23 protein-coding genes, 1 pseudogene and 1 riboswitch are annotated in these 23,186 nt (G+C 70.9%); of the genes and pseudogenes, 12 read left to right on the top strand and 12 right to left on the bottom strand.

Annotation, left to right across the window (positions count from 1 at the left end):
* Positions 1 to 114: 114 nt before the first annotated feature.
* The 5 genes from AB0B48_RS19795 to AB0B48_RS19775 all read right to left on the bottom strand — a co-directional run bounded on the left by AB0B48_RS19795 (position 115) and on the right by AB0B48_RS19775 (position 4,565).
* Positions 115 to 855, bottom strand: coding sequence for a DUF6069 family protein (locus tag AB0B48_RS19795; protein ID WP_357203481.1), 741 nt, complete (start codon positions 853 to 855; stop codon positions 115 to 117).
* A gap of 5 nt (positions 856 to 860) precedes the next feature.
* On the bottom strand, positions 861 to 1,859 hold the full coding sequence (locus tag AB0B48_RS19790) for an RNA polymerase subunit sigma-70 (protein ID WP_357203478.1): 999 nt from the start codon (positions 1,857 to 1,859) through the stop codon (positions 861 to 863).
* 154 nt (positions 1,860 to 2,013) lie between these two features.
* The gene (locus tag AB0B48_RS19785) at positions 2,014 to 2,925 is read right to left on the bottom strand and encodes a hypothetical protein (protein ID WP_357203475.1); all 912 of its coding nucleotides are present in this window, start codon (positions 2,923 to 2,925) and stop codon (positions 2,014 to 2,016) included.
* A 12-nt stretch (positions 2,926 to 2,937) separates the two neighbouring features.
* The gene (locus AB0B48_RS19780) at positions 2,938 to 3,726 is read right to left on the bottom strand and encodes an SDR family oxidoreductase (RefSeq protein WP_357203472.1); all 789 of its coding nucleotides are present in this window, start codon (positions 3,724 to 3,726) and stop codon (positions 2,938 to 2,940) included.
* On the bottom strand, positions 3,726 to 4,565 hold the full coding sequence (locus AB0B48_RS19775) for a fumarylacetoacetate hydrolase family protein (protein ID WP_357203469.1): 840 nt from the start codon (positions 4,563 to 4,565) through the stop codon (positions 3,726 to 3,728). Before AB0B48_RS19775 ends, AB0B48_RS19780 begins: the two co-directional genes overlap by 1 nt.
* A 113-nt stretch (positions 4,566 to 4,678) precedes the next feature.
* Here AB0B48_RS19775 and AB0B48_RS19770 point away from each other — a divergent pair, with 113 nt between their 5' ends.
* Genes AB0B48_RS19770 through AB0B48_RS19755 form a run of 4 tightly spaced genes read left to right on the top strand, consistent with a single transcriptional unit; the run spans position 4,679 to position 8,178 of the window.
* The gene (locus tag AB0B48_RS19770) at positions 4,679 to 5,398 is read left to right on the top strand and encodes a GntR family transcriptional regulator (RefSeq protein WP_357203466.1); all 720 of its coding nucleotides are present in this window, start codon (positions 4,679 to 4,681) and stop codon (positions 5,396 to 5,398) included.
* Positions 5,399 to 5,426: 28 nt separating this feature from the next.
* A complete protein-coding gene (locus AB0B48_RS19765) occupies positions 5,427 to 6,137 on the top strand; it encodes a (Fe-S)-binding protein (protein WP_357203463.1) in 711 nt (236 codons plus the stop codon).
* Positions 6,134 to 7,579, top strand: coding sequence for a LutB/LldF family L-lactate oxidation iron-sulfur protein (locus tag AB0B48_RS19760; protein WP_355006197.1), 1,446 nt, complete (start codon positions 6,134 to 6,136; stop codon positions 7,577 to 7,579). Before AB0B48_RS19765 ends, AB0B48_RS19760 begins: the two co-directional genes overlap by 4 nt.
* Complete coding sequence (locus AB0B48_RS19755; protein ID WP_355006198.1) at positions 7,576 to 8,178, top strand: LUD domain-containing protein; 603 nt, start codon at positions 7,576 to 7,578, stop codon at positions 8,176 to 8,178. Before AB0B48_RS19760 ends, AB0B48_RS19755 begins: the two co-directional genes overlap by 4 nt.
* Here the strand turns inward: AB0B48_RS19755 and AB0B48_RS19750 are convergent.
* Entirely contained in the window at positions 8,167 to 8,667 is a 501-nt protein-coding gene (locus AB0B48_RS19750; RefSeq protein ID WP_357203458.1) for a signal peptidase II, read from the bottom strand. The two genes, AB0B48_RS19755 and AB0B48_RS19750, sit on opposite strands and share 12 nt — an antisense overlap.
* Positions 8,668 to 8,856: 189 nt before the next feature.
* Between AB0B48_RS19750 and AB0B48_RS19745 the strand changes: the two genes are divergently transcribed.
* Genes AB0B48_RS19745 through AB0B48_RS19725 form a run of 5 tightly spaced genes read left to right on the top strand, consistent with a single transcriptional unit; the run spans position 8,857 to position 13,999 of the window.
* Positions 8,857 to 10,455: an ABC transporter substrate-binding protein gene (locus tag AB0B48_RS19745; RefSeq protein ID WP_357203455.1), complete on the top strand. Its 1,599-nt coding sequence runs from the start codon at positions 8,857 to 8,859 to the stop codon at positions 10,453 to 10,455.
* Positions 10,425 to 11,444 carry an ABC transporter permease gene (locus AB0B48_RS19740; RefSeq protein WP_357203452.1) on the top strand — a complete coding sequence of 340 codons (1,020 nt, stop codon included), beginning with the start codon at positions 10,425 to 10,427 and terminating at the stop codon, positions 11,442 to 11,444. The genes AB0B48_RS19745 and AB0B48_RS19740 overlap by 31 nt, the downstream gene beginning before the upstream one ends.
* Positions 11,437 to 12,321, top strand: a complete 885-nt coding sequence (locus tag AB0B48_RS19735; protein WP_357203449.1) for an ABC transporter permease — start codon at positions 11,437 to 11,439, stop codon at positions 12,319 to 12,321. The genes AB0B48_RS19740 and AB0B48_RS19735 overlap by 8 nt, the downstream gene beginning before the upstream one ends.
* Positions 12,318 to 13,322: an ABC transporter ATP-binding protein gene (locus AB0B48_RS19730; protein ID WP_357203447.1), complete on the top strand. Its 1,005-nt coding sequence runs from the start codon at positions 12,318 to 12,320 to the stop codon at positions 13,320 to 13,322. Before AB0B48_RS19735 ends, AB0B48_RS19730 begins: the two co-directional genes overlap by 4 nt.
* Positions 13,319 to 13,999: an ATP-binding cassette domain-containing protein gene (locus AB0B48_RS19725; protein ID WP_357203445.1), complete on the top strand. Its 681-nt coding sequence runs from the start codon at positions 13,319 to 13,321 to the stop codon at positions 13,997 to 13,999. Before AB0B48_RS19730 ends, AB0B48_RS19725 begins: the two co-directional genes overlap by 4 nt.
* Positions 14,000 to 14,085: 86 nt before the next feature.
* On the opposite strand, the gene AB0B48_RS19720 is transcribed toward AB0B48_RS19725, so the two are convergent.
* Together AB0B48_RS19720 and AB0B48_RS19715 are read right to left on the bottom strand one after the other, a co-directional pair.
* A complete protein-coding gene (locus AB0B48_RS19720; RefSeq protein ID WP_357203443.1) occupies positions 14,086 to 14,985 on the bottom strand; it encodes an ABC transporter substrate-binding protein in 900 nt (299 codons plus the stop codon).
* A 106-nt stretch (positions 14,986 to 15,091) separates the two neighbouring features.
* Positions 15,092 to 16,168 carry a cellulose binding domain-containing protein gene (locus AB0B48_RS19715; protein WP_357203440.1) on the bottom strand — a complete coding sequence of 359 codons (1,077 nt, stop codon included), beginning with the start codon at positions 16,166 to 16,168 and terminating at the stop codon, positions 15,092 to 15,094.
* A 792-nt stretch (positions 16,169 to 16,960) separates the two neighbouring features.
* Between AB0B48_RS19715 and AB0B48_RS19710 the strand changes: the two are divergent.
* Positions 16,961 to 17,044: pseudogene (locus AB0B48_RS19710) on the top strand (IS5/IS1182 family transposase); the annotation flags it as partial.
* Positions 17,045 to 17,075: 31 nt separating this feature from the next.
* On the opposite strand, the gene AB0B48_RS19705 reads toward AB0B48_RS19710, so the two are convergent.
* The 4 genes from AB0B48_RS19705 to AB0B48_RS19690 all read right to left on the bottom strand — a co-directional run bounded on the left by AB0B48_RS19705 (position 17,076) and on the right by AB0B48_RS19690 (position 19,893).
* Positions 17,076 to 17,402 (bottom strand): DUF6355 family natural product biosynthesis protein, encoded by a 327-nt coding sequence (locus AB0B48_RS19705; RefSeq protein ID WP_357203437.1) that lies wholly within the window; start codon positions 17,400 to 17,402, stop codon positions 17,076 to 17,078.
* A gap of 268 nt (positions 17,403 to 17,670) precedes the next feature.
* Positions 17,671 to 18,651, bottom strand: coding sequence for a helix-turn-helix domain-containing protein (locus AB0B48_RS19700; RefSeq protein WP_357203434.1), 981 nt, complete (start codon positions 18,649 to 18,651; stop codon positions 17,671 to 17,673).
* A gap of 225 nt (positions 18,652 to 18,876) precedes the next feature.
* Positions 18,877 to 19,272 carry a hypothetical protein gene (locus AB0B48_RS19695; protein WP_357203431.1) on the bottom strand — a complete coding sequence of 132 codons (396 nt, stop codon included), beginning with the start codon at positions 19,270 to 19,272 and terminating at the stop codon, positions 18,877 to 18,879.
* Positions 19,273 to 19,380: 108 nt separating this feature from the next.
* Positions 19,381 to 19,893: an acyl-CoA thioesterase gene (locus AB0B48_RS19690; RefSeq protein ID WP_112588799.1), complete on the bottom strand. Its 513-nt coding sequence runs from the start codon at positions 19,891 to 19,893 to the stop codon at positions 19,381 to 19,383.
* A gap of 129 nt (positions 19,894 to 20,022) precedes the next feature.
* Positions 20,023 to 20,240: riboswitch (cobalamin riboswitch) on the bottom strand.
* 121 nt (positions 20,241 to 20,361) lie between these two features.
* Here AB0B48_RS19690 and AB0B48_RS19685 point away from each other — a divergent pair.
* Together AB0B48_RS19685 and AB0B48_RS19680 are read left to right on the top strand one after the other, a co-directional pair.
* Positions 20,362 to 22,476 (top strand): copper resistance protein CopC, encoded by a 2,115-nt coding sequence (locus AB0B48_RS19685; protein WP_357203429.1) that lies wholly within the window; start codon positions 20,362 to 20,364, stop codon positions 22,474 to 22,476.
* Positions 22,477 to 22,541: 65 nt separating this feature from the next.
* A complete protein-coding gene (locus AB0B48_RS19680; protein ID WP_357203426.1) occupies positions 22,542 to 23,144 on the top strand; it encodes a copper chaperone PCu(A)C in 603 nt (200 codons plus the stop codon).
* Positions 23,145 to 23,186: the final 42 nt, after the last annotated feature.

Here is a 23,186-nt window from a genome sequence, read left to right as displayed (position 1 = left end):
AACACCCCATACCTTTAGAACATTTTGGTGAGTGCTTTACCGCGGTGTGATCATCCCATCCCGCGGTCCCCGGGCCCGGTGGGCCGGCTCTCCGCTCATCGGAGGCAGCAACGTTCAGTCGGTCCGGGAGCGAAGGCTCCGGGTCAGGACCGGGATCATCACCGCCGCAGCGACGACGTGCAGCCCGGCAAGGGCGGTGACGGTGGCCGCGTTCGCCCCGGAGATGAGGGGCGGGACCAGCGAGATCACGGTCAGGGCCACCGCCGTCCACACGAACCGGTCGGCGGGCCGAGCACTCCACCGGAGCAGCGCCACGGCGATGACGACACCCACCACCGAGAAGAAGCCGGTCACCACGGCGATCCCGGACAACGGAATCGTCTCGCCACCATCGGGGATCTCGAAGTCGACGCCGGCGGCCCGGGCCAGCGCGGCGGCGAGGGTGGTGATCACCATCGCCGCGAGCGTGGCGATCACGCCGGTGCCGGCGAGCCCGCGAAATCGGTGGGTGTAGCGGGGTGGGCCCGATGCCGGGCCGGCGACGATCCCGGTGTCCTTCATGCTGTTCATGTCGTCTCCTTCAGACGGAGGCTGGCGTACCGGATGTGTTGACTGAGGTGTGACGGCGCCGGGCGTGAAGACACGCACTCGCGCCGTGCGACGGTCGGGGTTGCACAGCGCACGGACGCCGGTGCCGCGCAGCCAGAAGCCGGCATCGCGCCCGAGGACCGGCCCGGGCTCGCCGTCGCGCAGCTCCAACTGCACCCGCCCGCTGGTGACCACGCCGAACGCGTCGTGCCACTCCGCCGCGACCACCTCAGCACGCGCGCCGCCGTGCAGCGTGAGCGTCCGCACCGGGACTACTCCGTGCCGTCCGCCGGCAGGCGTTCCGGCAGCCCGAGCCGCGGGAACTGGTCGTCGTGGAAGATGAAGACCTCGGTGATCGCGCCGCCGGTGATGCGCAGGACGTCGATCGTCAACGGCAGGTACGCGCCCTCCTGCTCCCGCCAGTGGTAGAAGGCGACGGCGGGCTGGCGGTTCACCGAGGTGGGGACCGCACGCAGGCCCTTCATGCCGTCGAAGCCGTCCTCGACCCAGCTGTTCACCACCGCGTCGCGGCCGACGTACAGGCCCGGCGTGGGCGGCATCGAGTAGCGGACGTCGTCTCGCAGCATGGCTGCGAGCGCGTCGACGTTCGTGGCCACGCTGGCGTCGGTGAAGCGCCGCACCAGCTCGCGCGTGCCGGCGTCCTCGTCGCCGCCGGTCCAGTCCTGCCGCTCGGCGGGCAGGTGCTCCCGCATGCCGGCGCGAGCCCGCTGCAGGGCACTGTTGACCGAGTTGACCGAGTCCCCGAGCAGCTCCGCGACGTCCCTGGCGGGCCACCCGAGCACGTCTCGCAGGATCAGCACGGCCCGTGGACGCGGCGCGAGGTGCTGGACCGCGACCAGGTACGCCAGCTCGATCGTCTCCCGCGCGACGGCGACGGTCTCCGGCTCGTCCGCGTCGCCAGCGGGCAGCTCGTCGAGCAACCGGTCCGGGTAGGGCTGCAACCACAGCACCTCGCCGCCGGTCGCCGGCTCCGGGCGGCGCTTGGCGAGCAGGTCCAGGCAGGCGTTGGTGGCGATCCGGTACAGCCAGGCCCGGAACGTCGACCGCCCCTCGAAGGTCTCCCGCCGCCGCCAGGCACGCAGGAACGTCTCCTGCACCGTGTCCTCGGCGTCCTCGAACGAGCCGAGCATCCGGTAGCAGTGCACGTGCAGTTCCCGCCGGTGCCGCTGCGCCAGCCCCGAGAACGCCGGCTCGTCGACCTCGCCCAGACCGCTCACGCCCAGCTCCTGCAGCCGCGTGTCCGCACTCATCACGTCATCCTTCCGCCTCGTCATGTCCTGTCCTAGGTATGACGGGCGCGGATGCGACAACTCATCACTCAGGTCGCTCTGGACGACCTGGAAGGCGACGGGAGGCGACCCGCCGGCCGCAGGCACGGGTCGCCGGGAGGCGACAGTCGTCGCGCTAGTGCGAGGTGCCGCCGCTCGATCGACTCGGGCCGGTGGCGGAGGGCCGGTGCGCGATGCGGGGCGCCCGAACGGCGGAGGCGGTGCCCGACCCCGGGCGGTAGTCCCGTGCCGCGCTGGCCACCATCTCGTCGGCGTCGCGGGTAAGCGTCTCCCGGATGTGCGGCGGAACGAACTCGGACGTCGCCATCGCCAGTCGGACCTGCACCGCGCGGTCGTCGACCAGGCGGGCGAGGTCCGCCTCGCTGAGCTCGACGGCCCGCACCAGCGCGGCGCGGACGTCGACCACCGGGTCCGCGGCGAGCGCGCTGCGCTGCGCGGCGGTGGTCCGCGGGTTGCGGGCAACCCCCTTGCGGACGCGTGCGGTGCGATCGGCCAGCAGGGCGTCGATCACGTCGGGGTCGTGGGTGTGCGTGCCGAGTCGTTCCCGCACCTCGGGTGACACGTCGTCGATCAGCTTGGCGGCCAGCTCCGGCTCCAGTTGACGACTTTCCGCGAGGAGCCCGCGAAGCTCCTTGTCCGAGGTCTTCACCATGACCTGGCGGATCGACTCGTCACAGGCCGGATTGCTGGCGACGGCCCAGCGGACCCACCGGTCGTCGTCCTTGACCAGGCGCATGAGGTTGGCGATCGACGTGGAGGGGTTCCTCGCCACTGCCTCCCGGACCTGACGATCCTGGTCACGGGTGAGCGGTCGCAGGGCCTGCGCGGGTGCGTCGGCCCGAGAGGCGACCGCCTTGCGGACCAGGACCGACGGGTCGGACGCCAGGTCGATGAGGGTCATTTGTGGCGTTGTGGGGTCCTGAGCGAGGGCGAGCCGAGCGTCAGCGCCGCCACCGATCGGACGGTGGGCGGTGGTGCCGGACGCGCTGTGACGGTCGGCCTCGCCGACGTCGTGCTGTTTCCCCATGCCGCAATCATGTCACGCGCCCGATTCGGCAGGATTGGCCACGGGCGGGACCGGGGCGGGCAGGCGCAGACCGGACATGCCGCCGTCCACCGGCAGCGACGAACCGGTCACCGACCTGGTCGCGGGCGAGGCCAGGTAGACGACGGTGGCGGCCACCTCGTCGGCGGTCACCAGTCGGCCGGTCGGCTGGCGGGCGGCCAACTGCCGCTTCTCCGCCGTCGGGTCGGCCGCACCGGCGAGCAGGCGGGCCACCCAGGGCGTGTCGACGGTGCCGGGGGCGACACAGTTGACCCGGACGCCCTCCGTCACCAGGTCGGCGGCCATGGCGAGGGTGAGGGCGTGCACGGCACCCTTCGACGCCGAGTAGAGGGCGCGTTTGGGCAGACCTGTGGTCGCGGCGATCGAGGAGATGTTGACGATCGCGGCGGACGACGACCGGCGTAGGTAGGGCAGGGCGACGGCGCTGGTTCGGGCCACACCGGAGACGTTGACGTCGAGTACCCGGCTCCACTGCTCGTCGTCGTTCTCCTCCACAGTGCCCACGGCCGAGATGGCGGCGTTGTTCACCAGGATGTCGATGCCGCCGAACGTCTCCGCGACCGAGGCGACGGCCGCGGTGAGGGAGGACCGGTCGGCCACGTCCGCCTGGACGCCGAGCACCCCGGGGGTCTCGGGCAGCCCGGACAGCTCCAGGTCCAGGACACCCACCCGGGCGCCGGCGGCGACGAACGCCCGCACGCAGGCGAGGCCGATCCCCGATGCGCCTCCGGTCACCACCGCCACGAGACCGTCACACCGCATCAGGCGTCCCGGAGCGTGTTGCGCTGCCGACCGAGGCCGTCGATCTCGACCTCCATCACATCGCCGACGGCCAGGTACGGGAAGCGGCCGGAGAGTCCCACTCCCTCCGGGGTGCCCGTGTTGATGACGTCGCCCGGGTCCAGGACGGTGTACTGGGACAGGTGCCAGACCAGGTACGCCACGTCGAAGATCATGTCCTTGGTGCTGGAGTCCTGGCGGGGCTCGCCGTTGACCCAGGAGCGCAGCCGCAGCGCCTGCGGGTCGCCGATCTCGTCGGCCGTGACCAGCCACGGGCCGAGCGGTTGGAACGTCTCACAGGACTTGCCCTTGGACCACTGGCCGCCGGAGACCGCGAGTTGGAAGTCCCGCTCGGAGACGTCGTTGGACAGCACATACCCCGCGATGTGCCCGAGGGCGTCGGCCGGTGAGGCGAGGTAGCGGGCCGTTCGGCCGATCACCACCGCCAGCTCCACCTCCCAGTCGGTCTTCGTCGATCCGCGCGGGATGAGGACCTCGTCGTACGGGCCGACGACGGTGTTGGACGCCTTGTAGAAGATGATCGGCTCGCTCGGTGGCGCGGCACCGGACTCGGCGGCGTGCGCGGCGTAGTTCTGCCCGACGCAGAGCACCACACCCGGCCGGGCGATCGGTGCGCCGACCCGCTGCCCGGTGACGTCGATCTCGGGCAGGTCGGTGGCCTCGCGGGCACGCCGGACGCCGTCGCCGGCAAGGAACTCGCCGTCGATGTCGACGGTGAGCGACGAGAGGTCGAAGTGCCGCCCATCGACGTACAGCACAGGGCGTTCCCGTCCCACCGGCCCGACGCGCATGAATCTCACGAACCAACCTCCACCGCCTGGGTCGCCAAGAACCCAATTTCCTATAGGATGCTGTTCGGCTCGATGTGTACTCGCTCACACCGGCGCAGTCAAGGGGTCGCTGAGGAGACGAGATGGCCCAGCAGAGACCTCGCGAGGGCCGACTCCGCCCCGCCCGTCGACTCACCCTCGCCGAGGACGTCTACGAGTCGATAAAGACGCTGGTCATGGACCACATCCTTCCGCCCGGCGAGCGGGTCAACATCGACGCGCTCGCCCGGGAGCTCGACGTCTCCCCCACCCCCGTCCGTGAGGCCCTCGCGAGGCTGGAGGCCGACGGCCTGGTCCGTAAACGCCCGCTTTCCGGCTACACCACGACGCCACTGTTGAGCCGTGCCGAGTTCGACGACCTGTTCGACGTCCGGCAACTGCTGGAGGGCGCCACCGCCGGGCGAGCCGCCACCCACGCCTCCGACGAAGCGCGCCAACGGATCAGCGTCGAGGCGGCGGCGAGCATCGACGTGGAGGCCGGCGACGGATACCGCCGCCACGCCGCCTTCACCGCACTGGACGCGACGTTCCACGACCTGATCGCCGAGGTCTCCGGCAGCCCGTTGCTGCGGGACACCATCACGCGGCTGCACTCACACCTGCACCTGCACCGGCTGTACTTCCCGGTCGCCGGCGCAGCGGACACCAACACCGAGCACCAGCGCATCGCCGCCGCCATCGTCGCCGGCGACGCGACAGCCGCCACCGAGGCGATGCGGGCGCACCTCAGCGCCGCCCGGGAGCGCCACCTGCCCGCCTTCGACCGGCTCCCCACCCCCGCGACACCGCGCGACTCGGCCTGACCCACCCCCACGGATCCGAGGAGCCGCCATGCGGATCGCCCTCTTCATCACCTGCGTCAACGACCTCGCCTTCCCGGCCACCGGCATCGCGGTCACCCGCATCCTGCGGCGACTCGGCCACACCGTCGACTTCCCCGCCGACCAGACCTGCTGCGGGCAGATGCACGCCAACACTGGTTACCGGGCCGAGGCCATGCCGATGGTGCGCAACTACGTCGACGTCTTCGACTCCTACGACGCCATCGTCGCGCCGTCCGGGTCGTGCACCGCGATGATCCGCGACCAGTACCCGCGCCTGCACGCGCCGGCGACGTCGGTGGCCGCCCGCACGTACGAGCTGTCCGAGTTGCTCGTCGACGTTCTCGGCGTCACCGACGTCGGCGCCGAGTTCCCCGAGACGGTCACCTACCACCCGACCTGCCACGGCCTGCGGATGCTGCGTCTCGGCGACCGACCGCTGACCCTGCTGCGCCAGGTGCGCGGAATCCACCTGGTCGAGCTGGGCGACGCCGAGGAGTGCTGTGGCTTCGGGGGCACGTTCGCACTGAAGAACCCGGACGTCTCCACCGCCATGCTCACCGACAAGTGCGCCCGGGTCCGCGACACCGGCGCACGGGTGCTCGCCGCGGCCGACAACTCCTGCCTGGCGCACATCGGCGGCGGTCTCGACCGCCACCGCTCAGGCGTACGGGCCGTGCACTACGCCGAGATTCTCGCCGAGACGGGAGCCAGCTCATGAGCCATCCGGTCGCACCCGCCACCGGGGGCGGGCGGATCCGCACCCCGCTGCCGTTCCCCACCGCCGCCAGGCCGGCCGTCGCCGACCCGCAACTCCGGGCCAACCTGCACCGGGCCACCCGCACCATCCGGGCCAAGCGAGCCCGGGTCGTCGACGAGGTACCCGACTGGGAGGCTCTGCGCGACGCCGGCTCGGCGATCAAGGCGGACGTCCAACGTCGGTTGCCGGAGTTGCTGGAGCAGTTCGAGGCGTCCGTCACCGCCGCCGGCGCCACTGTGCACTGGGCCCGCGACGCGGCCGAGGCGTGCCGGATCGTGGTCGAGCTGACCCGGGCCACCGGGGCCGACGAGGTCGTGAAGGTCAAGTCGATGGCGACCCAGGAGATCGAGCTCAACGAGGCGCTGGAGGCCGCCGGGATCGCCGCGTACGAGACCGACCTCGCCGAGCTGATCGTGCAGCTCGGCGAGGACACGCCCTCGCACATCCTGGTGCCGGCGATCCACTACAACCGGGCCCAGATCCGGGAGATCTTCGAACGTCGCATGGCCGACGCGCCGCCCGACCTGAGCGACGAACCGGCCGCGCTGGCCGAAGCGGCCCGCGCTCACCTGCGACGGCGTTTCCTCTCGGCCCGGGTCGCCGTCTCCGGAGCGAACTTCGCCGTCGCCGACACCGGCACCCTCGTGGTGGTCGAGTCCGAGGGCAACGGCCGCATGTGCCTCACCCTCCCCGAGACGCTGATCAGCGTCGTCGGCGTCGAGAAGCTGCTGCCGACCTTCACCGACCTGGAGGTCTTCCTGCAACTGCTGCCGCGGTCCTCGACCGGTGAGCGGATGAACCCGTACACCTCGATGTGGACCGGCGTCACCCCCGGGGACGGCCCGCAGGACGTGCACGTCGTGCTCGTCGACAATGGCCGCTCCGCTGTGCTCGCCGACCCGGTCGGACGGCCCGCGCTGTCCTGCATCCGCTGCTCCGCGTGCCTCAACGTCTGCCCGGTGTACGAACGGGCCGGCGGGCACGCGTACGGCTCGGTGTACCCGGGCCCGATCGGCGCGATCCTGTCGCCGCAGCTGACCGGCGTTGCCGACAACGCCTCACTGCCGTACGCGTCGACCCTCTGCGGCGCCTGCTACGACGTGTGCCCCGTGAAGATCAACATTCCGGAGATCCTGGTCCACCTCCGCCAGCAGGCACCGCACCCGCCAGCGGAACGGGCCACCATGCGGCTCCTGTCCTGGGTGATGCGCAGCCCACGACGGTGGGCCGCCGCCCTGCGCCTGGCCCGGGCCGGCGCGGGGCCGCTCGGTGCGTACCGTCAGCGGCGCACCGGCGCTCGCACGCTGCGGCGACTGCCCTGGCCCGCGTCGGCGTGGACCCGGTCGCGTGACCTGCCGCTGCCCGCGCCGCAGACCTTCCGGGAATGGTGGGGAAAACAGTGAGCGCACGTGACGAGATCCTGGCGCGGCTCCGGACGGCCCTGGCCGACAGCCCGCCGCCGGTGCAGGTGCCCCGCCGCTATCGCCGGGTCGGCGACCACCCCGACCTGATCGAAACCCTCGTCGACCGCCTGGAGGACTACCGGGCCGTCGTCCACCGTGGCACCGAGGCCCTGCACCGGCTGCTCGGCGAGGTCGGCCGGCTCGCCGTCCCCACCGACACCCCCGCCCATTGGCTGGACGGCTACGCCGGAGAGCTGCACCGCGACGCGCCCCCGCTGTCACCGGCCGCGCTCGACGGCCTGGACGCGGTCCTGACCGGCTGTGCCGTGGCGGTCGCCGACACGGGCACCATCATCCTCGACGCCGGCCCGACGCAGGGGCGACGCGCGCTCACCCTGGTGCCCGACCGACACATCTGTGTCGTCCGCACCGACCAGGTCGTCGGCCTGCTGCCGGAGGCGCTGGCCCGGCTGGACCCACGCGCGCCTCTGACCTGGATCTCGGGCCCGTCCGCGACGAGCGACATCGAGCTGAACCGGGTCGAGGGAGTGCACGGCCCGCGCCGCCTGGAGGTCGTCCTGGTCAGCTCAGGAGTCTGACGACACCTGCTCGCGGGTCTCGTCCGCCTGGTTCCGCAGCGGGACGCCGCGCACGTTGAGCAGCATGACGATGCCCACGCCGACCACCAGGGCGATGTCGGCGATGTTGCCGACGAAGAACCCGGCGTAGTCGATGAAGTCCACCACGTGCCCCCGCGCGAACCCCGGCTCGCGGAAGAGTCGGTCCAGCAGGTGCGTCGTCGCGCCGCCGAGCACCAGGCCCAACGCCACCGCCCAGGGACGCGACGTGACCCGCCGGGCCACCATCGTCACCGCGACCACCGCCGCCGCGGCGAACACCGCGAAGATCCAGGTGTACGCGGAGCCGATCGAGAAGGCCGCACCCGGGTTGTAGACGAGGCGCAGTTGCAGCAGCTCACCGAGGAGCGTGATGGTCTGCCCGTCGGACAGCGCGGACTCGGCCCAGAACTTGGAGGCCTGATCGGCGGCGAGCACCACGGCAGCGATCAACACGACGGCGCGGAACATCCCGGAACCCTAGCCGGTCACCGGTGACCGTCACCACCAGAGAGCGAGGCCCCGTCCGACGGGCCGCGCCGGGCATGATGCAGGTGTGTGGCAATTGCAAAAGACTTGCAATTGTGCCACCGTGATCATCACTGAAGGCGGCTGCACCCGCGCGCCCGCACCCCGTTCCCCACACCACAGGAGCGTTCCGTGACCCGGATCCGTCCGACCTTCCGACGCCTCGTGGCGTCGACAGCAGCGGCCGGGACGCTCGTCCTCTCCGGCTGCTCGGCCCCGACCACCCCGGACAGCCCAGCCGGCGGCGCGACCCTGGTCGTGGCCACCTCCGACGAGCCCGACGCGCTGAACCCGGTGCTCAACTTCGGCGTCGACGGCGCCGCGCTGATCTTCGACGGGCTCGTCGCCCGCGACAGTGACAACCGCCTCGTTCCTGGGCTGGCCACGGCGTTGCCGGTGCTGTCCGGCGACGGACGCACAGTGACCGCGACACTGCGTGACGGGGTGCAGTTCCACGACGGCACCACGCTGAGCGCGGCGGATGTCGCCTTCACCTACCAGGCGGTGCTGGACCCGACTGTGGACTCCACGCTCCGCTCCGACCTGGACATGGTGGAGTCGGTGACAGCGCCCGACGCGGCCACCGTCGTGTTCCGGCTGCGCTACCCGTACGCGCCGTTCCTCCAGCGACTCACCCTCGGCATCGTGCCGTCGAAGCTGCTCAGCGGGCAGGACATCAACACCACGGGGTTCAACCGGAAGCCGATCGGGACCGGGCCGTACAGGGTCGAGTCCTGGACGCCGGGTGACCGGCTGGTGCTCACCGCGAACGAGCGCTACTTCGGCGGCCGGCCGGCGAACAACCGGGTCGTGGTGGCGTTCGTCGCCGACGACAACGTCCGCGCCCAGCGAATGCGGGCCGGTGAGTTCGACGCCGCCGAACTGCCGCCGAAGCTCGCCTCCGGATTCGACTCCGACACCGCGTACCGGGTGCAGCGGGTGCCGACCGCCGACTACCGGGGCGTGATGCTGCCGATGGGCAACCCGGTCCTCGCCGACCCGGCGGTCCGCCGGGCGCTCAACCTCGCCGTCGACCGGGCCGCGATGGTGTCCGGAATCCTCGGTGGCGCCGGCGAGCCGGCGTTCGGGCCGGTCCCCCCGACCTCCGAGTTCGCCGACCCTTCGACGGTCGGCACGCCGACCGCCGACGCGACGGCGGCGAGCGCGCTGCTCGACGCGGGCGGCTGGAAGCCCGGTGCGGGTGGGGTGCGGGCCAAGGACGGCCGGCCGGCCCGGTTCACGCTGATGTACCCGGCAACCGACACCCTGCGCAAGGACCTGGCCCTGGCCGTCACCGCCGACGCGAAGAAGATCGGCATCGAGGTCACCCCGGCCGGGCTCACCTGGGACGCCATCGACCCGCGAATGAAGTCCGACGCCCTGCTGATGGGCTACGGCACGCCGTACGACCCGGACTTCGTCTCGTACAAGCTGTTCAGCTCCCAGTTCGCCGGGCAGGGCTACTTCAACCCTGGCTCGTACCGCTCCGAGGTGACGGACCGCGCTCTGCAGGAGGGCCGCGACCAGATCGACCCGGCTCTTCGCAAGGCCGCGTACGCGCAGTTCCAGAAGCAGTTGGCCGCCGACGTGCCGTGGCTGTTCCTCACCTACCTGCGGCACACCTACGTGCTGAAGTCCTCCGTCCAGGGCGCGGCACCCCGGGTCGAGGCGCACGAGCACGGGGTGGCGAACAGCATCTGGTGGAACATCAACACCTGGACGCGCTCGTGACCCGCTCCGGGCGACTGGCCGGGGCCGGGGCGGTGGTCCGACGCCGCCTCCTGGTAGCCGTTCCCGTGCTCGCCGCGACGAGCATCGGGATGTTCGCCCTGGGTGCCGCCTCGCCGGTAGACCCCGCCAAGCAGTACGCGGGCGCGGCGGCCTTCACCGCCAGCGAGGAGAACCTGGCGCAGATCCGCGCCAACTGGGGTGTCGACGACCCGCTGCCGGTGCAGTACCTGCGCTGGATCGGCAATCTGGTCCAGGGCGACCTGGGCTGGTCGACGAGTCGTCACGAGCCGGTCGCCTCGGTGCTCTCCGCCCGGGCCGGCTGGACGCTGCTGCTGATCGGGGTGACCCTCGCCCTGGTCCTGGTCGGCAGTCTGCTGCTGGGTGCGCTGGCCGCGTACCGCCGGGGTGGGCTGTTCGACCGGGGTCTGCGGGCGGCGGCCTACTCGGTCGAGTCGATGCCGGTGTTCTGGCTGGGCCTGGCCGCGATCGCCGTGTTCGCGCTGGCCCTGGGCTGGTTTCCGGCGGGCGGGCTCACCGATGTCACAGCGACCAGCACCTCCTGGGCCGACGTGGCGCACCACCTGATCCTGCCGGTCGGAGTGCTGGCCGTTTCCCAGGCGCCGTGGTTCGTGCTGTTCGTTCGGGACGCGGTGGCGGAGAGCATGCGCGACGACCACGTGCTCGCGGCGCGGGCCCGCGGGTTGCCCGGGCGGACGGTCCTGTTCGGGCACGCGTTACGGACCGCGCTGCTGCCGTTCCTCACCTTGGTCGGCACCCACCTGCCCGAGCTGGTCGGCGGGGCGGTGCTTGTCGAGACGGTCTTCTCGCTGCCGGGCCTCGGTGCCGTCACGGTGGCCGCCGCGCTGGGCAGCGACTTCCCGCTGTTGGCGGCGATCACGCTGGTCACCACCGCCGTGGTGCTGGCCGCGAATCTCACGACCGACCTCGCCTACGCCGCCGCCGACCCGAGGGTGCGACTCGATGGCTGACCTTGTCACCCGACCGCCGCTGCTCCACCTGGCCCGGGCCCGGCTGCGGCTGCGACCCGGCCAGACCGGTGTCGTCATCGCCGGTCTTGTCCTGCTGGTGGCAGTCGCTGGCTCGCTGCTCGCACCGCTCGTCTGGCCACTCGACCAGAGCGCGGTCGCGTTGGACCAGACCCGGTCGGCACCGTCCTGGACCCACCTCGCCGGCACCGACGACCTGGGCCGCGACGTGGCACACCGGGCCGTCTACGGACTGCGGGTCTCGTTGCTCGTCGGCGCGGTCGCCGCCCTCGTGGCCACGGTTCTCGGGGGCGTGGTCGGCGGGATCGCCGGCACGCTCGGCGGCCGGGTGGACCGGATCCTGATGCGGGTCGTGGACACCATCGCCGCGATGCCCCACCTGCTGCTGGGCATCTTCATCGTCGCCATGCTGCGTCCCAGCCTCGGTGCCGTGATCGCCTCCGTCGGGCTCACCCACTGGCTCTCCACCGCCCGCATCGTCCGATCCGAGTTGTTGAGCCTGCGGACCCGACCGTTCGTCGACGCCGCCATCAGCGGTGGGGCGGGCCGACTCCGGGTCCTCACCCGGCACCTGCTGCCGCACGTCCTGCCTCGGCTGGCGCTGGCCACCACCCTGATGATCCCGCACGCGGTGTGGCACGAGACCGCCCTGTCGTTCCTCGGCCTCGGCCTGCCTCCGCACCTCGCCTCACTCGGCAACATGATCAATGATGGCCAGGGGTCGCTGCTGACCGGTGCCTGGTGGGCGAGCCTGGCACCGGGCGCTGTCATCGTCGTCGTCACTCTCGCCATCGCGGTCCTCGCCGCCCGCTGGCGCGACCGCCTCGATCCCCGGATCCGAGCGGAGCTGCACCTGTGACCACCACCGAATCCGTTTCGGCCCCGGCCTTTCCCCGCACCACCGCGGGTCAGCCGCTGCTCACAGTGGACGGCCTCGGCGTCGAGTTCCGGCTCCGCGACACGACGGTGCATGCCGTCACCGACCTCAGCCTCACCCTACGGGCCGGCGAACTGCTCGCCATCGTCGGCGAGTCCGGCTGCGGCAAGTCCGTCCTGGCCCACGCCCTGCTCGGCCTGCTACCCGGCAACGCCACCACCACCGGCCACGCCGTCCTGCACGACAGGGACAGCGAACCGGTCGACCTGATCACCTGCGGTCAGCGCCACCTGGCGCGCAGGGTGCGCGGGCGCCGCGTCGGGCTGGTGCCGCAGAGCCCGGCCACCGCCCTGAACCCGGTACGCACCGGACGCCGACTGCTCAGCGAGACGCTGCGGGCGCACGGCCGCGACCGCGCCGACGCCGACCAGCTCGCTGTCGATGTCGGGCTCGACCCGGCGGACCTGGACCGCTACCCCCACGAACTCTCCGGTGGCATGGCACAGCGTCTGGTCACCGCGCTCGCGCTGGCACCCGACCCGGCGCTGCTCATCGCCGACGAGCCCACCACCGGGCTGGACCGACCCCTGGTCGACCACACCCTCGACCTGCTGAGACGTCGCTGCGACAACGGCTCCGCGGTCGTGCTCATCACGCACGACCTGGCCGCCGCGCAACGGGTCGCCGACACCGTCGCCGTGATGTACGCCAGCCGCATAGTGGAACACCGCGACACCGACCAGCTCTTCACCGCGCCGGCCCACCCGTACGCCTCGGCGTTGCTCGACGCCCTGCCGGACCGGGCCTTCCGGCCGGTGCCGGGCGACCCGCCGATGCTCACCGCGCTGCCACCCGGCTGCGCGTTCGCGCCCCGCTGCCCGCGCCGCACCGACACCTGCACGGACCGACCAGAGCCGACACCGGTCGCCGGAGGCGGCACCGTGGCCTGCCACCACCCGATCCCCACGGGAGTCCCCACGTGACCAGCCCGCAGCACCTGCTCGCCGACGAGGTGACCGTCGGGTACGGCCGCCAGGTCGTCCTCGACGGCGTCACAGTGCGGATCGGCCGCGGAGAGACGGTCGGACTGCGCGGGCCCTCCGGCTGCGGAAAGTCGACGCTGGTTCGGGTCCTGGCCCTGCTGAACCGCCCCGACCAGGGTCGGGTCAGCATCGACGGCACCCCGGTCGACGGCATCCGGTACGCCGTACCGGTCGCCCTGCGGACCCGCGTCGCCGCCCTCTTCCAGAGCCCGCGTGCCGCCGCCGACCCCCGACTGAGCCTCGCCGACCTGATCGCCGAACCGCTACGCGCCACCCGGACGCCCGAGCCGGCGGTCCGCGAACGGGTCGCCGAACTCGCCGACCTCGTCGGCCTCACCGCCGACCTGCGCAGCCGACGGCCACACGCCGTCTCCGACGGTCAACTGCAACGCGCCTGCCTTGCCCGGGCCCTGGCGCACCGCCCGGACTACCTGCTCTGCGACGAGGCCACCGCGATGCTGGACGCTTCCACTCAGGCGCACGTCGCCGCCGTCATCCGCGACTACCAGCGGACCCAGCAGGCCGGGGTGCTGGTCATCAGCCACGACCAGACCCTGCTGGACCGCTGGAGTGACCGGATCGTCGACCTCGCCGGCGCAGCGAGGGCGCGCACCTGACCCTCACTCCGGGGCGTTGCGAATGCCGGGGGGCAAACGGGCGACCGGCATCGGAGGTCCGCCTCCGCCACTCGGGCGCGACAGCGTCAGCCGACGTCGAGGGGCACCCGCCGAGCGCGGGAGTCGGGGCGGCCGGCGAGGATGCCGGCGAGGATCTCCGCGCCGTCGACGACTCGCGGGCCGGGGCGGTTGAAGTAGGCAGGCCCGTCGACCACCCACACCTGCCCGGCACGCACCGCTGGCAGGTCCGCCCAGCCGGGTTGCTCGGTCGCCACGGAAAGCTCGTCGATGGTTCGCTCCGGCGTGAACCCGCACGGCCCGAACACCACCACGTCGGGGGCCAGGTCGGCGACCACCGACCACGGGTGCGGGGTGCTGTGCGCACCCGGCCCGAGCAGCAGCGACCGCCCACCCGCGTAGGTGATCTGCTCCGGAACCCAGTGCCCGCCCGGCATCAACGGGTCGAGCCACTCGACGAACAGCACCGTCGGCGCGCCGGGCACCGGTCCCGGCAACGCGGCGAGGCGACGCTCGGCGTCAGCTCGGATCTCTGCCGCCCTGCCCTCGGTGCCGGTCAGCGCGGCCACGGCATCGACAGTGTCCAGAATCCCGTCGATGGTCCGCGCCTCCAGGGACATCACCCTGGTGTCGAGATCGATCAGACCAACCGCGTCGTTGACCCGCTCGTAGGAGACCGCACACACGTCGCACAGATCCTGCGTCAGGATCAGATCCGGCTTCAACCCCTCCAGCATGGCGACGTCGAGCTGGTACAACGACGAGCCTCGGTGCGCGTCACCGGCGATCGCCGCCGAGATCTCCCGGCTCGTCAAGGTCTCCGGCAGGGACGTCGCGGTCACCGCCGGGACGTCGGCCAAGGCCCCCGGCGGCCAGTCACACTCGTGGGTACGGCCGACCAGGTGCCCGGTCAGGCCGAGCATGGCCACGATGTCCGTGGCCGCCGGCAGCAGGGAAACGATGCGCACAACCGCCTGCCTACCAGGCGCGACCGCGCCACGTCCACTTGTGCGAGCAAACGTATCGACGGCCAGTGGAAGGACCTTGGTCAGCCCTTGACGGAGGGCCGAGGCGCTAACGGATGGTGAAGGTCAGCGGGTTCGAGATGCCGATGCCGCCGTGGGAATCATGGACCCGCACGGTGAAGGTGGACGACGTGCCGGCCGACAGGGCCGTCTGGAACTGGTAGCGCTGTCCGCTGTTGGTCGGCATCACGGCCAGCCGGGTCGCGCCGAGGTACAACTCCACCCGGCTGACGAGGTCCTCGGGATCGGTGTCGGCGATGTCGGCGACCAGCGTGACGGTCGTCGGCTCGAGGAAGTAGGTCTGCCCGCCGGGGGTGCTCAACGCCACCGCCGGCGGGTGGTTGGTGCCGGTGGACGCCGGCGTCACCACCGTGACCAGCAACGGCGGCGCAGCGCCAGACAGCGACTGGTCGGTGCCGGCCGAGACGTACAGCACGAAGGTGGTGCTGGTGCCGGGCTCCCCGATCGGTGGGGTCCACAGCGCCTCGTACCGGTCACCGGTCGTCCTCACCCCCCGGGCCGCCGTGACGCCGTCCACCCGGAACGACACCGACGTGATGCTGTGTCCGCCTCCCACGGTCGCGGTCGCCGCCAGCGGGACGGTTCCCGGCGTGGTGTACACCGCGCCGGCGGTCGGGCTGAGCCAGGTGACGATCGCCGGCCAGTCAGCGACCGGCGGTGTGGTCGTCCGGGTCGGCGTCACGCTGGGCAGGACGCCGCCGGTGCACGTGACGCCGTTGAGCGTGAACGACGCCGGTATGGGGTTGCTGCCCGACCAGGCGCCAACGAAACCGATGTTCGCGGAGCCATTGGTGCCCAGGGTCGCGTTCCAGCCCAGATTGGTCGCGCTGACCTGCTGGCCCGCCTGGGCCCAGGTGGCGCTCCAGGTTTGCGTGAGCCGCTGGTCGACTGCAGGGAACGCGAACCGCAGCGTCCACCCGTTGACCAGGTCACCCAAGTTGGTGACCGCGATGTCGGCGTGGAAGCCACCGGTCCACTGGCTGGTGACGACGTAGTGCACCCGACACCCGGCCGCCGCGTTCGCCGCACTGGCGTGTGAGATCGCGGTCATCATCGCGACCATGGCAACAGCGATGGCGGCCACAGCAGTCAGCGACTTCCGCATGGCACACCTCGCCGTAAATAGTTGAACGTCTATGAATATGTCGACTGTCCTGCTGCTCCGCCTTCCTGTCAAGGCACGCACGGCAGTCCTGCCGCCGGCAGGACAACGGACAGCCCGCCCATGGCTGATCGGTAGCGGCCACAGCGCCGAGCAGGCAGAAGAGTGGATAGCGCAGCTTCCCGCCTGGACCGCGACTGACCGCCAGGTCCTGGACGACTTCGCGTCAAATAACGCAACGAAGTGGGCGGCCACGTCCCGGCAGAAAACCGAGCGCCGGGTACGCGACCTCGCAATGTGGACCGGCGAGTGGGCAGATCACCAGACCGACGGCCATCAGTCAGCGTACGAGTCACAGAGCCCAGTGGTTCCGATGGCCACGGTGGCTCGGGCGGGGCCCTGTCCCCGCTGCGTCCGGCCGCTTCGTTGTGTTTTTCACCGTGGTTTCTGGCGGCGGTCATTGCAAATTCATGCTGTTTCTGCGCTCCGCTCAGTTGCTGCAGCTCTCGGAACACCCCTCCCAGCTCGTTGAACGAGAAGACTGTCCCGAATCTCATGCCCAGCTGGCCCACGAGTCCCAGTGAAACTCTCAGGTAGCGCGCCGCGATGCCGTGTTGGCCGAGGCGCGATCTGACAGCACCGATGTTGCTGAGGGCGAGCGCGATGTTGAATCAGCCCTATTCATCGTGACGGGGCTGGTCACGGCGGTGGGGTGGGGGCAGGGATCGACGTAGGGCGAGGCTCCCGGCAAGACAGCAGTCGACCCAAGATCCGATGCTCCAACCGGAAGCCTCGCTGTTGTCCTACCCTGCCGCGATTCCCCTGTCCGACCGCACCCTCATGTGCCTCGCTGACCTGATCCGCAACCACCGAACGCAGGTGGAGAATCGCGCAGCGCTTGGCTGGCGGTTCAACAAGTCTGACCCGAGTACCAGGCGTTGGATACGGCGTTGGCGCCGCCGATGTCCCACGTTCCCGGGCCGATGCACCAGCTCCAGTCGTTGCGGGGCCACGTCGCGTCGACGTAGATGATCACATGGGTGTTCCCGCAGTGGTTGTACCAGGCCGTCACCGCGTCTTCGTAGTAGCCGCAAACCTGCGCGGCGAAGTCCTCGCTGCCGGGCTTGGCCTGCTCCGAAACCGCGGTGGTTTCGGGTTGGGACAGGCGGGAGCCGGCGCCCGGACTTGCCTGTGCCACGGTCCCGGACAGGGTGAGTGCGCCGAGGATCGCGGTCACTGCCGAGATCCGAAACGCCGTTCTGTACCACATCTTCACAATGGTCTCCTGTCAGCCGCCGCTGCGGCTTAGATGATGCTGCTGGCTGCATGAAGTGATCGACGTACTTCCTCGCGCTCCTTCCATCGCGAAAACACGCATCGATGTAACACGCTCAGGTGAACCTTCTTCCGTAAGCCGGAATCAGATCAACCCTGACTGAGCGACTTCCTGAGCTAAGAGTGCAGTCCACAGCCGGTTCTGTCGTTACTGGTAAGCGCACAAGTCTTTAGTCTGCGCGTACTCTTGCGCACTGCTCGCGGAACTGGCGTGGCGAAAGACCGTAGGCGCTGCGGAACGCCTGGCTGAAGTGCGCCGGGCTGGTGAACCCCCACTGGGCGGCGATCGCGTGGATCGGGCGCGCGCCTAGTTGGGGGTTGGCGAGGTCGCGTCGGCACTGCTCCAGGCGACGCTCGCGGACCCAGCCGGCGACCGTGTGCCCTTCCTCGTGGAACAGCTTGTGCAGGTATCGCAACGAGATGTGATGCGCTGCGGCAATCGCGTCCGGCGTCAGGCGTGGATCGCCCAGATTCGCTCGGACGAAGGCGTGGATCTGAGCCATCAACGCTCGCCGTCGGGTGTGGGAGGGCACCGCGCTTTGGACGTCCAGCGCGTTGGCCAGTGCCGCTGTCAACACGTCAATGGTGAGGGTGGACAGCCGGGCGGCGTCCAACGGACTGAGTTCGTCCATGTGCCGGGCAAGGTGCAGCAGGAATTGTGAAGATAACGCGCCGACGCCTTGGGCGCCAGGGATGCGAACTGCGCTCAGGCGCCGCAACTCCCAAGGGGGCAACGGCAGCAACAAGCGCGGGAAGCGCAGGAGCAGCAGCTGACTAACTGGCACATCCGGGGTGAATTCGGCCAGGTAGGGCCGGGAAGTGTCATACAGTATCAGGTCCCCCACGCCGAAATCTGTGCGCTGGCCGTCTTGCGTGATCATGCCGCCACCGCGCACAAGGCAACCCAGCTTGAACACCTCGGGATCGGCCTGCCGAATGAGCTTGGGAGTGCGGTGGACCGAGTGCGGCATCGTGGTCATTAATGTCGCCTGCACGGGACCGAACTCGCTGATTCCGACCTGAGCCCGAAATCCGGGCTCCCACTGCGAATCACAGCGTAAATCGTAGGGCACCCAGAGCTTCGAGTTTACCTCGCGCCAGAAGGCGAACCCGTCTTCAACCGGGACCTCGGTGGTGCTGACTACGTCCATGACTCACCTTCGCGCTGTCGCTGCCGGGGTCAGATCACGATAGCTTGGCGTCGATATAACGGCGTTGCGAGGTTATGGTGCCGGTCAGGCATTGAGGGCTTTTCATCGTGATGGGCCTGGTCGCGATGGGTGGCAGGCAGCGTGTGTCGACATAGGACGTGGCTCCCGGCAAGACAGCAGTCGACCAAGATCCGATGCCCCAACCGGGAGCCTCGCTGTGCTGTCTTACCCGGCGCCCAGGCTCTCGATCACCCGCATGCTCGTCGGCCCGCCCGTGGCGTATGCCTCGGCGCCGCGCGCCTGGGCAAGCTGCACGCCCACGTATCCCACAGCGCCGGCACCGCCGTGCACCAGGACCTTCTGCCCGGCGCGGAGTCCGGCCCGGTCGACCAGCCCCTCCCAAGAGGTGACCGCCGCCAAGGGCAACACGGCGGCCTCCCGCATCGAGAGTGCGTTCGGCTTGCGGGCCAGCAGTCGGGCGTCCACGGCGGCGTACTCGGCCAGCGAGCCCTGCAGGTTGCCGACGCCCCCGCACAGCCCGTACACCTCGTCCCCCGGCTCGAAGTCGGTCACCTCCGCGCCGACAGCCGCCACGACGCCGGCAAGGTCCAGGCTAAGCATTCCCACTCTCCGTGATCGAGACTTCACGTGGACGCTATCCGAGCAGATCGACGGCGGGGCGGGTTCCTCGGACCGCGCCGGCGCCGCGACGGGCGCACCGCGCACGGGTCAGTCGTCTTCGGCACCGTCGAGCAGCGCGCGCCGCAGCGCCAGCCGGTGCTTCCGGCGGATCTCCGCCTCCCGGTACCGCCGCCGGTCACCGTCGGTCTCCGGTAGCAGCGGCGGCACCGTTCGAGGCTGGCCGTCGTCGTCGATCGCGACCATGACCAGGTGAGCGGTGGCCACGTCGGTGGGCGGCACCGCCCGGTCCCACCGGTCGGCGGTCACCTTGACCGCCACCTCCATCGAGCTGCGACCGGCCCAGGTGATCCGGGCGTCGACGTGCACGACGTCGCCGACCCGCACCGCGCGCAGGAATGCGGTCTCGTCGATCGCGGCGGTCACCGCCGGCCCGTCGGAGTGGCGGGCGGCGACCACCCCGGCCACCGAGTCGATGAGGTTGAGGATCCGGCCGCCGTGGACCGTACCCATCAGGTTGGTGTGGTGCTGGTCCATGATCTGCGACAGGGTCAGGTGCGACGCCGACGGCGCTCGGCCGGCGATCGTGGTGGTGTCGTGCACAGCGGTAGTCCGTCCCTCGGGAAACCACACCGCCGGAACACGGGCACACGCTGACGAGGACACACCGGCGCACACCGCCCCGGCACGTCACCCGCTCAGCCCACCCGCGAGGCCGACGGCAGCGCACACGGTCGTGTACGCGGCGCGGGCAGGTCTTCGGACTCGCGGGCCCGACCGGCTCCACGCCGGTCCCCTACTGGCCGTCGCTTCCCAGGCCACTGGCCCAGTGCTGATGACGGCGGTCGTTCCCACTCACCGCTGCGGGGCAGCCCCGGATTCCCACCGGGTTCCCTCTTACGACGCCCGGCCAGCTCACGACCGGGCGAACCAGCGCCACCGGGAGCATAGCTGGCCAGGAGCGACGGCCCCTCAGCCCGGCCGACCACCCGGGAGGTGTTCGGCTTTAGCCATGTGAGGAAAAAGTTCGTCACCTCTTGTAAAAAGTCTCCGCCCAGTGAGGATATTCAGATGCGTCGTCACCCTCAGATTCCTGGGCGGGTGGTCTCGGGCCTCCTCGCGCTCCTCCTCGCCTCGGCGGTCGCTCTCCTCGCGTCCGCCCAGCCCGCCGCAGCTCACGGGACCCTCGCGATGTCCACACCGGCGAGCGGCGCAACCGTGCGCGAGCCGTTGACGTCGGTGCAGCTGTTCTTCACCGAGAAGGCCGCTGCCAACGCGTTCTTCACTATCACCGCGCCGGGTGGCATCCGGGTCGACAATGGCTGGTCGTACGGGGAGCCCAAGCCCTTGGACAAGCCGGTGCGCGAGTACTTCCTGGTCAACGGCCAGTTCGAGCCACGCGAGTACACGACCGGGTTCCCCGCGACGGTGGCGGTCGCGCACCTGCCGGCCAAGGGCCAGTACTCGGTGAGCTACCTGTCGGTCGCCTCGGACGGCGACCCCGTACGCGGCACCTTGACCTTCCGCTACGACGGGCCGGTGACGGCGGCGCCCAAGGGGTGGAGCCCGCCGTCGACCCAGCCGGATCCGGCGCTGTTGGCCACCGCCGAGCAACACGGGTCGTCCGGGCAGGCGTCGGCGGTGCCGACAGTCGCTGCCGAGACGGCGGTTCCACCGTCCGCGGCAGCGGCTGCGCCGACCGGATCGACTGACGAGAGCGGCCCCGGAGCGGTCACGTGGGTCGGCCTGGCGGTGGTCGCCGCGGCGGCCGCGGCGGCCGGATTCGTCGTCTGGCGTCGGAGGACGACCCCCACCGGCAGGCCCGCCGGCCGGGGCCGTACCGCGTCGGCGACATCCGCTCGACGCGGCGCCGGCACCCGTCCCGCGACCAGGACCGCCGGCACCAGGATCGCCAACGCCAAGGCCACCGGCGCCAAGGGCGCTGGTAGCAAGCCCGCCGTTGCCAGGACCGGCGGCGGCAGAGAGGTCGGTGGCAGGACCGTCGCAGACAGGAGCCTCGCGGCGACCGGCAGCGGTACGCAGACCTCGGACGGTAAGCGGCGACCCAGCACCGTGCCGGCCGCGCGTAAGGACACCGCCGTCGTCGTGGCCCGGACCGGCGTCGCTGTCGATCCACCTCCGACCGGTGAGGACGCGAAAGCCCTCGCCACGACGGACAGTCGACCGCCCGTCGACTCCGGGGCATCGCCCGACCCGGATCTCGCCACGGCGACGCCCGGGTCCCGGCTGAGCAACACCAGCCTGGCACTGTTCGTCGGTACCCTGGTGCTGGCCCTGCTCGGCGGGTTCGGGTTGGCGCGCGTCAGCGGCAACGAGGGCCCGGCCGCCAACACCGCCCGGCAACCGGCGGGCGGTCCGCCCGCCTCCGGCCCGGCAGGGTCCGCGGCCGACGGACACCAACACCCGGCGGGCACCGGACCGCACACGCACCGGGGCGACGGCGCAACGGGCGAGACGCTTGCCACCGGGACGACCGTCAGCGCCGGCGGGTACACGCTGCAACCGCTGGAACGAACCCAACCCGCCGGGGTACGCGCCGACTACCGCTTCCGCATCGTCGGCACCGACCGGCAGCCGGCGACCCGCTTCGCGGTCGTCCACGACAAGCCGTTGCACATGATCGTCGTGGGCCGTGACCTGACCGGTTACCAGCACCTGCACCCGACGATGGCACCCGACGGCACCTGGAGCGTCCCCATGACGCTGGCCCGACCCGGCGGCTACCGCGTCTACGCCGACTTCTCCGTCACCGCTGCCAACGGCACGCCGCTGCCGCTCGTGCTGGGCGTCGACCACACAGTGCCCGGCGCGCACACCCCGACCGCGCTGCCGCCGGCACAGGCGCAGGCGACGGCTGGTCCGTACACGGTGTCGATGACCGGCACCCCGACCGTGGGGGTGACGGCACCGATCCACTTCCAGGTCGCCAGCGCCGACACGGCCACGCCCGCGCAGCTGGAGCGATACCTTGCCGCGTACGGGCACCTGGTGGTGGTTCGTGAGGGTGACCTCGGCTACGTGCACGTGCACCCCGAGCCGGAGCTGGTCGACGGGACTGTGAAGTTCTGGCTGACCGCGCCGAGTTCAGGCCGGTACCGGGCATTCTTCGACTTCCAGGTCGCCGGCAAGGTGCACACCGGGGAGTTCACGATCAACGTTCCCTGAGCCCGGAACTTTCTCCCTGCTGCGGCCGACCAACCTCCCAGCAGCAACCATCGGAGGAAGAACACATGCGCGCCACCAGCCCGAACGTTTCACGCCGCCGCTCGGCAGCGATCCTCGCCGCCGCGATCCTGGCGGTGGGCGCCGCCGGGTGCGGGTCGTCCGACTCTCCGTCGGCCGCGCAGGCGAGCCCGTCCACGTCGGCCCCGGCCAACCCGGACGCTGGTGTGCTCGGCATTCGTGACCCGTGGGTGAAGGCGGCCGACAAGGGCATGACGGCGGCCTTCGGGACCCTGGTCAACGACGGCGACAGCGATGTCACGGTGACGGGCGCCACGAACCCCCTGTCACCGATGGAGCTGCACGAGATGACCATGAAGGACGGCAAGATGGTCATGCAGGCCAAGCAGGGTGGCATCGTGATCAAGGCCAAGAGCACGCACGCGCTGGAGCCGGGCGGCGACCACCTCATGCTGATGAACCTCACCAAGCCCGTCCAGGCCGGCGATGAGTTGACCTTCACGCTGACCTTCGCCGACGGCAAAACGCAGCAGTTCAGCGCCGTGGCCAAGCCGTTCACCGGCGCGCAGGAGAGCTACGCCCCCGGGCACGGTCAACCCATGCCCGGCGTGAGCGCCACGCCGGAGATGAGCATGAGCCCGTCATCGTGACGCAGACGCCACCCGTCCGGCCGGTGAGCAGGCGCCGGCCGG

The organism is Micromonospora sp. NPDC049089 (assembly GCF_040648775.1).
Lineage (GTDB): Bacteria > Actinomycetota > Actinomycetes > Mycobacteriales > Micromonosporaceae > Micromonospora.
Note: the sequence above shows the minus strand (reverse complement) of the source record. Positions and strands in the feature narration are given on the sequence as shown.